Source organism: Staphylococcus arlettae, assembly GCF_025560845.1.
GTDB classification, from domain to species: domain Bacteria; phylum Bacillota; class Bacilli; order Staphylococcales; family Staphylococcaceae; genus Staphylococcus; species Staphylococcus arlettae.
Map to the genome: position 1 here is coordinate 597,436 of NZ_CP094803.1, position 15,350 is coordinate 612,785.

Here is a 15,350-nt window from a genome sequence, read left to right on the forward strand (position 1 = left end):
TTGTTATCAATAATTAACTTAAAACATTTCGGGTATGATATACATACAAATTTGTATAAATTTGAGGAGGTAGCAAATGAGTCAACCTTTACCTAAAATTGGCAAACCAGCAACTCATGCATTAAAGCATGAAGGTATAACTACATTAGAACAAATAGCGCAATATGATAAACAAACTTTATTGAAATTACACGGTGTAGGTCCTAAGGCAATACAAATATTAGAAGAGGCTTTAACAAACCACAGCTTATCTTTTAAATCGTCAGCACCAAAGGACCCACAATTACCGTTTGAATTAATTGGTGATTTACAGTGTGACAATGCACCGAAAAGACGAGTGCTCTTAGATTATATAATTGCCACTGCGACACTTGATCAACAACGCTTAGATGAATTATTAAACACATCATTTCAGTGGAAAGTGCCTGGATATTTTACCATTGAGGGGAAAGATAAGTTTTATGAAGAGTTGTCTGCACATCCATCGGAACTTTCTACTATCGAAGTGAAGCACAATATAACTCATGGTAAAACTGGAGCAATTCACGGTACACTAGTTGATAAAGCAGGTAAACCAGCATATTTTGCTGATTTTATCGAGTTTGAAAATCATAGTAAGACAGCAAAAATTAAAACAGTTACGTCTTACGTAATTATGCCAGAAGGAGATTTATAAATGACAATTGAAATCAAAGAAAATCAAATTATATTCACTCGAACTTTTAAGGCTCAGCCCAAGCATATTTTTCAAGCGTATACAGATGCCACGTTGTTTAAACAATGGTTTCATCCTGAAGGAACGACGTTAGAAATATATGAATTCGATGTTCGTGACGGTGGGTCAGCATTTTTTGCTATTCATGCACCCCAAGGCTCAAGTTATACGGTAACGCATTATAATGAAATAACAAGACCTAATATTATTGATTATTATGATTATTTTGCGACGCCAGATGGTGAAATTGATAAGTCAATGGCAGGGATGCACAATAACATAAACATTCAAGATATGGGTAATGGGGTATCTCAATTGACTGCCACATCTATATTGCCTGATGCCAAATCAGCACAACAGTTATTAGAAATGGGTGTAGAAGAGGGAATGAATAGTACCTTTGATAATTTAGAACGTTTGTTAGCCACAAAATGATAAAGAAAGTGAATTAAATAGCAAACAGCAGTACCTATTTCAGTTATAATAAATAAGTGAAATGAGGTGCATAAATTGTATAAACGATATTTACAAGTATTGGGTCTATATACTTTAAGTACTTTGATTCCTAACATACTCTGCCAGCCAAAGAATGTTAAAGTTAATTTTAAACAGTGGTTGATGCAGAACATTTTAGGTTATGGTATTTTTGCGTATGGCTTACACATACTTTCAAAACTTAAAAAATAAAGTTAATATTCATAAAGAGTCGGGGATATAAATAGCTCTGACTAAAAATAAACGTCAATTTCTATTGAGCAGATATAGAAATTGACGTTTTCTGATTTCACCATTTATAATTGTTCACCATTGCTTGCGATGACATTTTTATACCAATCAAATGATTCTTTTTTAGTACGCTGTAATGACCCATTACCTGCATTATCTCTATCTACGTGGATTAGACCATAGCGTTTTTTCATTTCACCAGTAGTAAAAGAGATAATATCGATAATGCCCCAAGGTGTATAACCCATTAAATCAACACCATCTTCATGTACGGCATCAATTGATGCTTTAATATGAGCTTTTAAGTAATCAATACGATATGGATCATGTATTTCTCCATTGTCGTCAAAAGTATCAACTGCTCCAAAGCCATTCTCGACTATAAACAGCGGTAATTGATAACGATCGTATAAAATATTTAGTGTGTAACGCAAACCTGTTGGATCTATAGCCCATCCCCAATCACTTTGTTCGATATATGGATTGTCGACAGAGTTTGGCAAACCACCATTGGTTACATTTTCACCTGTATATTGTACGGCATCATGTTTGACAACCGTTGACATATAATAACTGAAACCAATATAGTCCACAGTACCTTCTTTAAGAATTTTCTCATCTCCATCTTGCCAACCTATATTATAATTCTTTTTAGCGAACATTTTCTTAGCATAACCAGGGTAATATCCTCTTACTTGTACATCAGGGAAGAAGAATCTTAAACGGTTTGCTTTAACAGATTCCATCATATCTTCAGGGTTACAAGAATAAGGATAAATTGCCACATGGGAAATCATTAAACCAATTTCAAAGTCTGGATTAATTGCTTTGCCGATTTTTACTGCTTTGGCACTTGCAATCAATTCATTATGAGCTACTTGATATAGAACTTCTTCAGGGTTTTCTCCTTCTTCAATTGTCACACCTGAATTGGTCCATAAGAAAATTGGATTATCAGTATCCATTTGGTTATTAATTTCATTAAAAGTCATCCAATATTTAACTTTATCTTTATAGCGTGTAAATACCGTTTCTGCGAATTTCGCAAAATAATCAGCAACTTTTCTACTTCTAAAACCGCCATAAGTTCTAGCTAAATGTAATGGCATTTCAAAATGCGATAGTGTAATGACTGGTTCAATACCGTATTTTAATAATTCATCGAACACATTGTCATAAAATTGTAAACCTGCTTCATTTGGTTCACTTTCATCGCCGTTTGGAAAAATTCTTGACCAAGCAATAGAAGTTCGTAAACATTTTAATCCCATCTCATTAAATAACGCAATATCCTCTTTATAGCGATTGTAAAAATCTATACCGATATGATTAGGATAATATTGATTAGGATCTACATCTTGTGTGATTTGTCTTGCTGTACCATGAGCACCTGCAGTCATTACATCAATCACACTTAATCCTTTGCCATCTGCGTCATAGCCACCTTCAAATTGATTGGCAGCTAAAGCGCCACCCCATAAAAATTCTTTTGGTAATTTTGTCATAACTAAACTCTCCTTTAAATTATTTGTTGATAATTGATAGCACCGTATCATTGTGTGTAGCTTGTTCATAATACTGCGGAATAATCTCATTGAATTCACTTGAGTTAGTAATAATGAATGGCACAATTGAAGTATAACCAGAATCCTCGATGAACTTTTTATCAAATTCTAATACTGGCTGATTTTTAGCTACGGTATCATTTTCAGCCACTAAGAGTTTGAAACCTTGACCTTCCATTTTTACAGTGTCTAATCCGACATGTATTAACATTTCTATGCCATCAGCAGTAGTAATACCAACTGCGTGTTTACTTGGAGCTACCATGCTAATTACACCATCACTTGGTGCATACACAGTAGTGTCACTTGGTTTAATGGCAATTCCTTGTCCCATCATTTCTTCAGCAAAAATTGGGTCATCAACTTCCGATAGTGGTACAATTTGTCCATTAATCGGTGTTACTAAATTATTTTCTGTTTGTGTCATTGTTGTTGCCGTTGACTCAGTAGTATTATTTGCACTTGGTTCATCAGACTCAGTTTGAGTCGTATCTTCTCCATAACCTAAAAATTGAATTAAAATTATAGGTAATAAAAGACCTATAAGTGATCCTATAATAATGCCCCAAATCGACGTAGGATTATCTGGGCTGAAGCCATTAAAGATAGTAATAGGACCTGGTAAACCAGCATAAGCATAATATTTAGGGTTAAAGAAACTTGCGACAAAAGCACCTATAGCACCACTGACACAGGCGATAATAAAGGGCTTTTTAAAGCGTAAGTTAACACCATACATTGATGGTTCTGTAATTCCAAAGATACCAGTTATAGCTGCTGATGAAGCAACACGCTTGATATCGATAATTTTAACTTTAATTAATACTCCTAAAACTGCACCAATTTGAGATATAACTGCAATCGTCTGATAAGCTTGAAAGGCATCGCTTTTATATTGTTCAAAATTGGATAAAATTACAGGTGTGATACCCCAATGTACCCCGAAAATAACAAAAACTTGCCAAAATCCACCGATTAATGTGCCGGCTAACCATGGCGCAACATCAACTAAAGTATTAAAGCCACCAGCTAATCCTTGAGCAATCAATGTAGTAATAGGGCCGATAACGATTAATGTTAGAGGTACCATAATTACAATGCTAAAGAATGGTGTGAATAAAGGTTTTACAACATCATGAATATATTTATTTAGGAATTTTTCAACATATGATAATAACCATACTAGAAACAATGGTGGTAATACAGATGTTGTATAACTCGTCTCTGATAAAGGTATACCTAGAAATTTAACTGTATCTCCTGAACCAATTTTATCTATTATCGCTGTTAAATCTGGGCTAACTAAAGCAGCTGAACATGCTACAGCAATATATAAATTTACATTAAAATGTCTAGCCGCTGTAATAGCTATAAAAATTGGTAAAAAGGTGAAAGGTGCCCATGAAATAAAGTTAAATACTTCAAAAGTACCTGTATGTTCTACTGGAGGGTAGATCATTTTGCTTATTATAAGTAATCCTTGCAAAATACCTGCTGCTGCTAAAATGTAAATAAATGGTGCAAATACTGCAGACATAGTAGCGATAACTCTATTTAATATACTTCCTTTTGGTTCGTTAGACGCTTGCGTTGTCTCATTAGTGTCTTCGGAGTGAATTAAACTTTCGAAAGCTTTATAGACATCTCCTACATTATTGCCAATAACAACTTGAAATTGGCCATTGTTTTCTACAACGGTAACTACACCATCGATATTAGCAACTTTCTTTTTGGCATCAGGTTGAGAGCGTTTTAAGACTAAACGTAATCGTGTTGCACAGTGTGTGCTACTGATAATATTTTCTTCTCCACCTACAGCTTCTAAAATATTTTGTGCTAATGTTTCATTTTTAGCTGACACATAAACTACCCCTCTCTTTTAGTAAAGCGTTTTCAAATAACATAAGCCTATTATATTTGTGTCGGTACAATTTGTAAAGAGGGGTGTATTTAGATTGTCTGTTATGTTATGTTATATCATGCTAAAATTAGATTATAATAATATAAGTGAGGACTAGGTATGCTGAAATACGAAATGATTGCTCAAGAAATAAATGAATATATAGAAAAAGAACATTATGAAGCGGGAGATAAATTACCTAACGTTGAAAAATTCAAAGAGATATATGGTGTGAGTAAGAGCACTGTGATAAAAGCTTTAGAGAATTTGGAAAAAAAGGGTATTATATTTCAAACTAGGGGTAGCGGAATATATGTGAGAAACAAAAAGAAAGATGGCTATGTTAATTTATTTTCAGCTAGTGGATTTCATGATGAAATAGTTGGACGTCAATTGACTTATGAAGTGAAAGAAGTAGCTGAGGTAACGCCTAGTAAACATGTACAAAAGCAGTTGAAATTAGAGGCTGATGAACCAATTTATAAAGTTGAGAGAGTTATTTATGTAGATAATAAAACGTTTTGTACTGAGTTATCTTATTTTAACAAAAGTGTAGTGTTGTATTTAAATGAAGGGATAGCAGAGTCTTCTATATTTGAATATTTAGAGCAGCACTTAAAAGTGAAAATTGGCTTTTCAGATATTTATTTTAAAGTAGATAAATTAACAGAGAATGAAGCGCCAAAACTATCATTACAAGCTGGAGAACCATGCTTACGATATGAGCAATTATTTTATACGACTACAGGAGTGCCATTTGATTATTCACAACTGGTTTATCATTATGAAAATGCGCTATTCTACATTCCAGCATTAAAATAAAGTTTGGAACATAAAGCTCTATGCTTAAAATAAGGGAGAGGCTGGGACAATATTGATTCGTCCTAGCCTCTTTTCTAATTGGCAGTAGCTGACTGCATTTAAAATACTCGATTTTGACCGTGCATGCTTTCCTGGGGTATGGTTCGAGCCTGTAGTCTCTCACTCATACTATTCGCCTGGGCGTCAGCAAGTTACAAAATCGGTACAAGTTATATTTTGTTATTCAATAATAAGGACCTTTGAATAACAAATAAAAAGTTGTTTTAATTGCTTATTCGATGATGGATGTTTGCAATAGTGTAGTTACTTAATTTATCAATGATAGCTTGATCTACTTCTTGATAAATATCATCTAATACGTGCGTAATATTATGTCCTATTGGGCAGTTAGGATTGGTATCTTGATGAATTTTTGCAAAGTGTGTCTCAGCGTTGAATATATATTGATAGACAGCGCCTAAATTAATTTCAGAGGCAGGGGTATTTAAACTATAGCCAGCCACACCTTGACTACTTTTTATAAAGTGACCATCTTTTAAATAGCGACAAATTTTTCTCACTAGCGTAGCATTACTGTTAACACTTGAAGCGATATACTGACTAGAACTAGGTTCTTTTTCAGCTGCAAGTAGTACTAAAATATGAATGGCTACGGAAAACTGTGTGTTCATCGTGTAGGCCCCTTTCTTTATATTCCTTGTGTTATTTTTAGATACAAGTAAAGTTTACGCTCTTTAGTAGGTAAATTCAATATCTTTAATACTTTGTGTCGAAATTCACCTCTATCATATAAGCGAACATTTTAGTATGATGTAATTGAATTTTAAAAAAATATTAATTTTAAAGGGGATTTACTATGATTAAAAATACAAAGTCTGTGGAAGATACGTTTATGTCAAAAGCTACAGTCGAAAACGCAGTAAATCAAGTACAAATGAAGCAAGTAATGATCGAACGTACACCTGGACGATACATATTGAAAGCTATTATGTCAGGTTTTTTATTAGCTATAGTTACTGTGTTTATGTTTGCTATGAAAACGTTATTTGCTGGAACAAATGATGGATTAATAGGCTTAGTAGGTGCAATATCCTTTAGTTTAGCTTTAGTGTTAATTGTACTAACGCACTCAGAGTTGTTAACTAGTAATTTTATGTACTTAACTATTGGATGGTATTACAAAGTAATAACATTAAACAAAATAGTTGTAATTGCTATGGTGTGTTTTGCTTTTAATATTGTGGGTGGTTTTATTTTATTTGGTTTAATGAAATTCACTCAAATAATGACGCCTGAAATGATAACAGCATTGTCAGATATGGTACAACTTAAAACAGTTGACTCATCCTGGTATGAAATATTAGTAAAAGCTATTTTTTGTAATTTCTTTATCAACATAGGTATCTATGTATCGATACAATTTAAGGATGGGCTTTCTAAAACATTTTTTATTGCTTGTGGCGTAATTGTATTTGTGTTCATGGGATATGAACATGTAGTGTTTAATGCTGGTTTATATGCAGGTATGGTGTTTTATAATTTAGAAGCATTGAGTTGGTTAGATGTACTTAAAAATTTATTCTATGCATTTATTGGTAACTATATTGGTGGGGGTATTTTTGTCGGTCTTGTTTATGCGTACTTAAATGGTGATAGAAATAGTATGGACACAAAAGAAAAATAAAATAACTATAAATGACTTGGGCTGTGACTTGCTCAAGTCATTTTAATTGTACTACTCTTGTTGAGCATGTACTATTTATGCAGGTGATTTGAATATTACAGCTAAGTAATGAGAACAAGGAGGAGTATTATTGTGTCTGAATATAATATTAGAATAGCAGTAGAAGCTGATGCTGAAGCATTGCAAAAATTAATGTATGAAGCATTTACACCATTACGAGAATTAGGCATAGATTGGCCATCTGTTAATGCTGATTTAGCATTAGTTAAGAAAAATTTAACTAATAGTACTACTTTCGTATTGGAAAATGATAGTGAAATTATTTCTACAATAACAGTGCGTTACCCATGGGAAGGACAAAGTCGTATTTCTATGTATCCATTTGTATGGTGGTTTGCCACGAAACCTAGTTATGATGGACAAGGCATTGGTAGTAAACTATTGACCTATGTGGAAGAGACGTATTTACGTGATACTTTAAAAGCACCTGCAGTTACTTTAGGGACTTCTGCACGCAAACATCCATGGTTATTGGATATTTACAAAAAACGAGGGTATGAAGTGTATGCAGAACATGAAAGTGATGACGGTGATTTAGGCGTAATTATGCGCAAAGTGTTAATACCAGAACGCTTTGATGAATCAGTTTTAGGGCATCCACCGTTTTAACTAACTATACTGTGATACGTATATAATAAAGGCTAATGTAATTATGCGATTACATTAGCCTTTATTAGTTTAATTTAGTTAATTTCAATTGTTGATGCATCATCAACGGTGTCTACTTTTTTCGGTAATGTTACATATAGTAAACCGTTAGTAAAAGTCGCTGCAATTTTAGTTTTATCAATATGTTCAAATGAGAATTGACGACGTAAATTGTGTGTATTACGTTCTTTATGAATAACAGTACCTTTGTCAGCCTCATTAACAATTACTTGATCAGCAGCAATAGTAAGTACTTGGTTCTCATATTGTAAGGTTATACTTTCTTTAGTGAAACCTGGTAATTCGGCTACTACAGTGTATTTATCTTCAAATTCAATTATGTCAGTCTTTATATCACGTTTTAGTGGCGTTTGTTCAAATATTTGGCGTCCAAAATCCTTAAAAAATTCACCTGGATCAACGTCAAATAAAGCATTATTAAATGGTTTTTTTTCAAATGCCATACAATATCGCTCCCTTTATTAAAATGGATAATATGTTGCAATAGTTAAAGTATCATCTAGCTATATTGTAAAAGGTAAAAGTGGAAAAAGAAAGCAAAGACACATATTAGTACATATGCGCTAAGGAGAGGTAAAGAGGCAAGCAAAAGGCAAAGTTTAAGGCTAATTCTGCATAGACTTACTCTAGATACCTCAACTAATGGAATTTACAGATCTTTTGAGAAGTTCTTATTTACGAAATTTTGAAGCGTTGATTTTAGCTCGATTGCTTCATCTAAATCCATATCGAACTCACCAAATACTTGCATGGAAATTTTTGAAAGTGGTTCTTGGATAGATTTGCCTTTCTCTGTCAGTGAAATTTGTAAATTTCTTTCATCGTTTGTTTCACGAATACGGTCGACATAACCTTTTTTTTCTAATTTTTTCAGTAAAGGTGTTAATGTACCGGAATCAAGAAATACACGTTCCCCTAGTGATTTAATATTGATTTTTTCGTCGCTTTCGATAGCGAGTAAAACAATATACCCAGTATACGTCAAGTCATACTCTTTTAAATATGATGTATATTTTTTGATAATTTCTTTCGAAGATACATAAAATAAGAAACATAGTTGTCGTTCCAAATAATTATCTTTTTTTGTCATATTTGTCACCCCTTTTGAAACTTAACGATAGTATGAAGTAAGCGTCTTGTCAATAAAGAATCGCTTGTCTAAGGTACAAATATAGTAATCTAAGAAGATATAGGTAAATTTATTAGTTAAATAGTTAATATTAAGGAGATTTTGTTACAAATCTTGAGTATGTCTTTCTAAAATAAATATTTTAAGTCATACTAAAAAGAACATGATAAAAATTGCAGATTCAAAGGAGATTAGTAATGAAAACGGTTTTGAAAGTAATTGTTATTTTAATTGTATCGTTTATAGTAGCTGCTGCTTTATTTATTGGAATGCGAATGTATCAAGGACATAAAAATATAGAATTAGTAGATAAATATTTAGCAGAGCATAATTTAACAGATAAAATAAAAGAGGAAAAAACAAAATACAGTGGGCAAAAAGGATTATATTATAAAGAAGTGAAGTTTAAAGATAATCCGTCAATCACATATGTAGTTCAACCTATTAGTACTTTTAAAGGCATAGTAGTTCAAGGTTTTGATACTGAAACGAAGAAAAATATTAAAAAGGCAAAGTATAATGAGTTTGATGATAAATATAAACCACAATAATATTTAATATTTAGTGTCATAAAATAGCGCGTCCATTTAAGTTGAATTAAATGGGCGCGCTATTTTTTGAACAGTAGTGAAGCATTCGATTAATGTTTCATTTCGTCCATGTCATGTATTTTCATCATTAATCCGTGAGGTACATCATCATGGCTAACTACTTGCATTTTAGTATATTCATCTGATTTAGAGGATTTTACTAATCTTACAAAATCTCCTTCTTTTGGAGAAAATCCATCTTTTGCAGGTAGCTTAACATTTTCTTCGATTTTATGATCTTTTTCGTTAATTACTTTGTCAGCAGTGTTACTATTTTTCATATAGCCAAAATAAGTTTCTTTTTCACCTGAAGTCATCATAATAATTATGAGTACAACACTGACAATTAGCATTACGGCAATTAAGCCAATACTGAATACTTTTTTATTCATTGTAATCATTGCTCCTTTTAATCATCTAATTCTTTTATAACTAAAATATAGGTAGAAAGCAATTAAATATTAACTATAAATATAGAAAATGTTGAATCTGTAACAAAATGGACGTAATTTACAAAAAATTACTAAAAGTAGGTTGGAGTAGGAAATAATTAAAAAAAAGTTTGCGATTTTAGTTGGAACCGGTTACAATTGTTTATGTGTTTTGGAACCGGTTCTATTTTACTGTGGAGGTTTATTAATATGAACAATAAAAAGATTGCAGAAGAAATTTTAACCGCTATAGGTGGAAATGATAATATCGATACGATGGCACATTGTGCTACTAGACTTAGATTGGTATTAAAAGATACAGAGCAGATTGATGAGAATCAATTAGCTGAGATAGAACATGTCAAAGGAACTTTTATGACTGGTGGACAATATCAAATCATATTAGGTTCAGGGATTGTTAACAAAGTGTTTAGTGAACTTGAAAAACTTACCGGTAAAGAAGCTTCGACGACTTCAGAGGTAAAATCTCAAGGGACGAAACGAATGAATCCACTACAACAATTTGTGAAAATGTTATCAGATATTTTCGTACCCATTATTCCAGCTATTGTAGCGGGCGGCTTATTGATGGGTATTAATAATATATTGACGGCACCCGGTTTATTTTATGAGAATCAATCTATTATAGAAATGCATCAGCAATTTGCTGGGTTGGCAGAAATGATTAATATTTTTGCTAATGCGCCATTTACACTATTGCCAATTTTAATTGGTTTTAGCGCGGCCAAGCGATTTGGTGGTAATGCCTTTCTTGGTGCAGCATTAGGTATGATACTAGTTCATCCAGAATTAATGAGCGCATATGATTATCCTAAAGCATTAGAGCAAAATAAAGAAATACCACAATGGCAACTATTTGGGTTGGATATCAATCAAGTAGGATATCAAGGACAGGTATTACCTATTTTAGTTGCGTCATATATTTTAGCTAAATTAGAGCTTAGTCTTCGTAAATTTATGCCCACAGCATTAGATAATTTAGTAACGCCTCTAGTTTCGATATTTGTGACTGCGTTTCTAACGTTTTTATTCGTAGGCCCAATTACACGTACTTTAGGCTATTGGCTATCTGATGGCTTAACGTGGTTATACGAATTTGGAGGTGCAATAGGTGGTTTGATATTTGGTCTATTGTATGCACCAATCGTCATTACTGGAATGCATCATAGTTTTATAGCGATAGAGACCCAATTAATAGCTGACAGCGCATCAACAGGTGGTTCTTTTATTTTTCCTATAGCAACGATGTCAAATATCGCACAAGGTGCAGCTGCCTTAGCAGCGTTCTGCGTGATTAAACAAAATAAGAAGTTAAAAGGTGTAGCATCTGCGTCTGGCATTTCAGCATTGTTAGGTATTACAGAACCAGCACTGTTTGGAGTAAACTTAAAATTGAAGTATCCTTTTATCGGTGCGATTGTAGGTTCAGGCGTAGCAGCGGCGTATGTTTCATTCTTTAAAGTTAAAGCTGTAGCATTAGGCACAGCTGGCTTACCAGGTTTTATTTCAATCAATGGTCTCAATGCTGGATGGTTACATTACTTTATTGGTATGCTTATTGCATTTAGCGTGACCTTTATCATTACTGTTTTATTGTCATTCCGCAAAACATACCGCCAACAAAATTAATGAGTGTTAAAAAGCCTGCAGTCAGAACATAAATAACCCCTTCGCACACTAATGCGAAGGGGTTATTTATTACATTATGAAAACGACGTGTATAGTTTTTACTAAAGATCCAAAATAAGGTGTTTTATGCCGACTCCTGCGAGAATAGCACTCGCCGAAAGCGTGTATAAAAAAACTGCCAACAAAATTGAAAACTTTGTCGACAGTCTAAAAGGTTGAGTATTATAAATTAAGCTTACTAATGAACCTTAAATTATAAATAACATAAAAACAAGGTCATACAGCATCAGAGTTTTTGTTTTCTCCATAGAAACGCCCCTACAATAGATACTAAAATGAGTGAAAGTCCAATGACGATGATCCAAGAGATATAACTATGGTCATCAATCGGTAAGGGTACATTCATGCCAAAAAAGCTAAAGACTAATGTAGGCAAAGTTAAAAATACAGTGAATAATGTTAAAGTTTTCATTGTATTATTCATTTCATTAGATAATAGAGATGCATATGAAGTTGTAATACTTTCTAAAATATTAGTGTACAATTCTGTGGTTTCTACTGCTTGTTTATTTTCTATAATTAAATCTTCTAATAATTCTTCGTCAGCTTCAAATCGCTTAATTGCATGTAAACGAAATAGCTTTTTAATAATATTATCATTACCTTTTAAAGCAGCTAAAAAGTACACTAAGCTTTTTTCTACTTCCATTAGATTATAAAGTTGTTTATTTGTCACATTGTTTTTTAGTTCACGCTCAATTCTTAAACGTGTTTTGTTTAACAAACGTAAATTTCTATTATAATGATTGGCAATTGTTAGCAAGATATTTAAAGCAAAACGACTATGGAAGTTTAAATTAATAGGTTGGCGTGAAAAATTATCGAGAAATTCTATTTCTTCACTACACACAGTTAATATTTTTTTATTACCAATAATGATGCCTAAAGGTATGGTTATAAATGATAGTACTTTTAAATTTTTATTGTTAACTATAGGTAAATCAATAATGATCAGTGAATAGCCACTATCTTCATCATATTCAATACGAGCACTTTCTTCTGAATCTAAAGGGTCGCGTATAAAATCCTCAGGAATATGAAATTGTGACATTAATAATTCAATTTCTTCGCGTTCTGGGTCAATCACGTTAATCCATGATGTAGAAGTGTCTAAAGCTGAGCGAGTAATTGCTTGTGAACTGTCGTGTTTGTATGCATTTATCATGACCTAGATACTTCCTTTCAATTTTTAATACTTATTTATATTAGCGAATAACTAATAAAGTGACAAGATTTTATACGATATATTGTGCTAAATACTGTCACTATCAATGTTATAGGCAATGAAAGTGCTCAACAAAAGCATATATGCAGCTGATATTTATTTTAAATTATGAGACTATTATGATAATTTGTAATCATATTACGTTAATATTTTGTTATTACTTCTAAAAAATTAACTTAAAATTTACATTGGCTTAAAAAACATTAGATATAATTAACGTGATTTACAAATTATATGAAGAGGTGCAAAAATGGATATATCTGCAATGGAGATTATCTTCACTTTCATCGGTGGTTTAGGTATTTTTCTATATGGAATTAAGCAAATGGGTGACGGTTTACAAGCTAGCGCTGGAGATCGACTACGCGATATTTTAAATAAATTTACAAGTAACCCAATTATGGGTGTTATAGCAGGTATGGTTGTGACTATTTTGATTCAAAGTAGTTCTGGTACAACTGTAATTACAATCGGTTTAGTTACAGCTGGATTTATGACAATGAGACAAGCAATTGGTGTAGTTATGGGGACTAATATAGGTACTACGGTAACTGCTTTTATCATCGGGATAGATATCGGTGAATATGCATTACCAATACTTGCATTAGGTGCATTTTTAATTTTCTTTATACACAAACGTAAAGCAAAAAATATAGGTATGATCTTATTTGGCTTTGGTGCACTATTTTATGGATTGGAATTGATGAGTGGTGCGGTAAAACCACTTGCTGAGTTAGACGGCTTTAACGAAATTATGTTAAATCTTTCATCTAACCCTATATTAGGTGTTTTAGCAGGAACTTTCTTAACTGTGATTATACAAAGTTCAAGTGCAACAATAGGTATTTTACAAGGATTTTATGCAAATGATTTAATTTCTTTACATGGCGCATTACCGGTATTATTAGGTGACAATATAGGAACGACAATTACTGCAGTATTAGCAGGTTTAGCAGGTACATTAGCTGCTAAACGTGTTGCACTAGTACATGTACTGTTTAACGTTATAGGTGCCATGGTTTTCTTAATAATACTACCGTTATATCAAAATATTATGGAAGTATTCCAACGTGTTTTCTCATTGAACCCTGAAATGGTGATTGCTTTTGCACATGGTACATTTAATGTGACAAATACGTTAATTCAATTACCGTTTGTCTTTGTTTTAGCATGGATAGTAACTAAAGTTATTCCTGGTAATGATGTGAATGAACAATTTAGACCAAGAATATTAGACAAAAATTTAATAGATAGAGCACCAAGTTTTGCTTTGCAAGAAGCACAAGATGAAATTCAAAATCTTGGTAAAATGTCTTTATCTATCTTAGAAAGTGCGCAAAATAAAGACGAAAAAAGTAAGAAACATGCAGAGGAAAAACATCAAGTCATAGAAAATATGTACGATAATATTCGTCAATATTTAACGAAGATATCGCAAAAGAAATTATCTGCAAATGATGCTGAACGCATGTCCGTATTATTTGATGTTAATAGAGCAATTTTAAAAGTTTCTAGCCTTTCTCAAGCTTATATGGATGATTTAGACATACAAGCTAAAGGTAAGGTGAATATATCTGAAAAAGCATTAACTAGTATAAGTCAATTGTACGAACATGTTACTGTGTCCTTTAGAGATACGGTTGATATCATTAATGTGTATGATGATATTAAGAAAGATGAAATTGTTAAACGTAGCCAAGAAGCATATGGTTTAGAACATGATCTACGTAAAGAACATATTAAGCGTTTGAGCACTGGTGAATGTACACCTGAAGGGGCAGTTCGCTATCTTGATATGATTTCTATTTTAGAACGTATTGGCTATCATTCTCGTGTAATTTCAGAATCTATGATTAATTATGGTGACGATATTAGTAATGATAAGACCTATACAGAAAATAATTCAGCATGGGTATAATAATTCAATTAGAAGCTGGGACAAAATTGATTTGTCCTAGTTTCTTTTCATATTGGCAGTAGCTGACTGCATTGAAAATGCGCTTCAAAGCAAGCTTTTTTTCAACGCTAGTCATCCTTGCCGGGGTGGGACGACGAAATCATTTTTTCAAAATCAGATTTCTGTCCCACTCCCTTTTTAATCACCTTAAATCCGACTAAATCGAT

Annotated in this window: 15 protein-coding genes; 8 read left to right on the forward strand and 7 right to left on the reverse strand. The window is 32.6% G+C overall.

Annotated features, from left to right (window positions below):
- The first annotated feature begins 76 nt into the window (after positions 1-76).
- Both MUA37_RS02690 and MUA37_RS02695 read left to right on the forward strand, forming a co-directional pair.
- On the forward strand, positions 77-676 hold the full coding sequence (locus MUA37_RS02690) for a helix-hairpin-helix domain-containing protein (RefSeq protein WP_107377774.1): 600 nt from the start codon (positions 77-79) through the stop codon (positions 674-676).
- Positions 677-1,150 carry an SRPBCC domain-containing protein gene (locus MUA37_RS02695; protein WP_002510065.1) on the forward strand — a complete coding sequence of 158 codons (474 nt, stop codon included), beginning with the start codon at positions 677-679 and terminating at the stop codon, positions 1,148-1,150.
- A 356-nt stretch (positions 1,151-1,506) separates the two neighbouring features.
- On the opposite strand, the gene MUA37_RS02700 is transcribed toward MUA37_RS02695, so the two are convergent.
- Both MUA37_RS02700 and MUA37_RS02705 read right to left on the reverse strand, forming a co-directional pair.
- A complete protein-coding gene (locus MUA37_RS02700) occupies positions 1,507-2,946 on the reverse strand; it encodes a 6-phospho-beta-glucosidase (protein ID WP_145232764.1) in 1,440 nt (479 codons plus the stop codon).
- A 19-nt stretch (positions 2,947-2,965) separates the two neighbouring features.
- A complete protein-coding gene (locus MUA37_RS02705) occupies positions 2,966-4,867 on the reverse strand; it encodes a beta-glucoside-specific PTS transporter subunit IIABC (protein WP_021459730.1) in 1,902 nt (633 codons plus the stop codon).
- Between the two features lie 159 nt (positions 4,868-5,026).
- Between MUA37_RS02705 and MUA37_RS02710 the strand changes: the two genes are divergently transcribed.
- A complete protein-coding gene (locus tag MUA37_RS02710; protein ID WP_002510067.1) occupies positions 5,027-5,728 on the forward strand; it encodes a GntR family transcriptional regulator in 702 nt (233 codons plus the stop codon).
- A gap of 263 nt (positions 5,729-5,991) precedes the next feature.
- On the opposite strand, the gene MUA37_RS02715 is transcribed toward MUA37_RS02710, so the two are convergent.
- Positions 5,992-6,399: an Rrf2 family transcriptional regulator gene (locus MUA37_RS02715; RefSeq protein ID WP_002510068.1), complete on the reverse strand. Its 408-nt coding sequence runs from the start codon at positions 6,397-6,399 to the stop codon at positions 5,992-5,994.
- A gap of 185 nt (positions 6,400-6,584) precedes the next feature.
- On the opposite strand from MUA37_RS02715, the gene MUA37_RS02720 reads away from it, so the two are divergent.
- Positions 6,585-7,412 (forward strand): formate/nitrite transporter family protein, encoded by an 828-nt coding sequence (locus tag MUA37_RS02720; protein ID WP_262624809.1) that lies wholly within the window; start codon positions 6,585-6,587, stop codon positions 7,410-7,412.
- A 132-nt stretch (positions 7,413-7,544) separates the two neighbouring features.
- Complete coding sequence (locus tag MUA37_RS02725) at positions 7,545-8,081, forward strand: GNAT family N-acetyltransferase (RefSeq protein WP_002510070.1); 537 nt, start codon at positions 7,545-7,547, stop codon at positions 8,079-8,081.
- Between the two features lie 74 nt (positions 8,082-8,155).
- Here MUA37_RS02725 and MUA37_RS02730 read toward each other — a convergent pair whose 3' ends face one another.
- Together MUA37_RS02730 and MUA37_RS02735 are read right to left on the reverse strand one after the other, a co-directional pair.
- Positions 8,156-8,584 carry an Hsp20 family protein gene (locus MUA37_RS02730; RefSeq protein WP_002510071.1) on the reverse strand — a complete coding sequence of 143 codons (429 nt, stop codon included), beginning with the start codon at positions 8,582-8,584 and terminating at the stop codon, positions 8,156-8,158.
- 206 nt (positions 8,585-8,790) lie between these two features.
- Positions 8,791-9,231 carry a MarR family winged helix-turn-helix transcriptional regulator gene (locus tag MUA37_RS02735; protein WP_002510072.1) on the reverse strand — a complete coding sequence of 147 codons (441 nt, stop codon included), beginning with the start codon at positions 9,229-9,231 and terminating at the stop codon, positions 8,791-8,793.
- A gap of 236 nt (positions 9,232-9,467) precedes the next feature.
- Here MUA37_RS02735 and MUA37_RS02740 point away from each other — a divergent pair, with 236 nt between their 5' ends.
- A complete protein-coding gene (locus MUA37_RS02740) occupies positions 9,468-9,821 on the forward strand; it encodes a DUF3139 domain-containing protein (RefSeq protein ID WP_002510073.1) in 354 nt (117 codons plus the stop codon).
- Positions 9,822-9,910: 89 nt separating this feature from the next.
- Here MUA37_RS02740 and MUA37_RS02745 read toward each other — a convergent pair whose 3' ends face one another.
- Positions 9,911-10,252 carry a DUF4889 domain-containing protein gene (locus tag MUA37_RS02745; RefSeq protein ID WP_002510074.1) on the reverse strand — a complete coding sequence of 114 codons (342 nt, stop codon included), beginning with the start codon at positions 10,250-10,252 and terminating at the stop codon, positions 9,911-9,913.
- A gap of 249 nt (positions 10,253-10,501) precedes the next feature.
- Between MUA37_RS02745 and MUA37_RS02750 the strand changes: the two genes are divergently transcribed.
- Positions 10,502-11,941: a sucrose-specific PTS transporter subunit IIBC gene (locus MUA37_RS02750; RefSeq protein ID WP_002510075.1), complete on the forward strand. Its 1,440-nt coding sequence runs from the start codon at positions 10,502-10,504 to the stop codon at positions 11,939-11,941.
- A 286-nt stretch (positions 11,942-12,227) separates the two neighbouring features.
- Here the strand turns inward: MUA37_RS02750 and MUA37_RS02755 are convergent, their stop codons facing one another.
- Positions 12,228-13,166, reverse strand: coding sequence for a magnesium transporter CorA family protein (locus MUA37_RS02755; protein WP_262624810.1), 939 nt, complete (start codon positions 13,164-13,166; stop codon positions 12,228-12,230).
- Between the two features lie 310 nt (positions 13,167-13,476).
- Here MUA37_RS02755 and MUA37_RS02760 point away from each other — a divergent pair, with 310 nt between their 5' ends.
- A complete protein-coding gene (locus MUA37_RS02760) occupies positions 13,477-15,144 on the forward strand; it encodes a Na/Pi cotransporter family protein (protein ID WP_262624811.1) in 1,668 nt (555 codons plus the stop codon).
- Positions 15,145-15,350: the final 206 nt, after the last annotated feature.

Coding starts and splice junctions, on each gene's coding strand:
- MUA37_RS02690 (WP_107377774.1), top strand. CDS start 77: ATGAGTCAACCTTTACCTAAAATTGGCAAACCAGCAACTCATGCATTA.
- MUA37_RS02695 (WP_002510065.1), top strand. CDS start 677: ATGACAATTGAAATCAAAGAAAATCAAATTATATTCACTCGAACTTTT.
- MUA37_RS02700 (WP_145232764.1), bottom strand. CDS start 2,946: ATGACAAAATTACCAAAAGAATTTTTATGGGGTGGCGCTTTAGCTGCC.
- MUA37_RS02710 (WP_002510067.1), top strand. CDS start 5,027: ATGCTGAAATACGAAATGATTGCTCAAGAAATAAATGAATATATAGAA.
- MUA37_RS02715 (WP_002510068.1), bottom strand. CDS start 6,399: ATGAACACACAGTTTTCCGTAGCCATTCATATTTTAGTACTACTTGCA.
- MUA37_RS02720 (WP_262624809.1), top strand. CDS start 6,585: ATGATTAAAAATACAAAGTCTGTGGAAGATACGTTTATGTCAAAAGCT.
- MUA37_RS02730 (WP_002510071.1), bottom strand. CDS start 8,584: ATGGCATTTGAAAAAAAACCATTTAATAATGCTTTATTTGACGTTGAT.
- MUA37_RS02735 (WP_002510072.1), bottom strand. CDS start 9,231: ATGACAAAAAAAGATAATTATTTGGAACGACAACTATGTTTCTTATTT.
- MUA37_RS02740 (WP_002510073.1), top strand. CDS start 9,468: ATGAAAACGGTTTTGAAAGTAATTGTTATTTTAATTGTATCGTTTATA.
- MUA37_RS02745 (WP_002510074.1), bottom strand. CDS start 10,252: ATGAATAAAAAAGTATTCAGTATTGGCTTAATTGCCGTAATGCTAATT.
- MUA37_RS02750 (WP_002510075.1), top strand. CDS start 10,502: ATGAACAATAAAAAGATTGCAGAAGAAATTTTAACCGCTATAGGTGGA.
- MUA37_RS02755 (WP_262624810.1), bottom strand. CDS start 13,166: ATGATAAATGCATACAAACACGACAGTTCACAAGCAATTACTCGCTCA.
- MUA37_RS02760 (WP_262624811.1), top strand. CDS start 13,477: ATGGATATATCTGCAATGGAGATTATCTTCACTTTCATCGGTGGTTTA.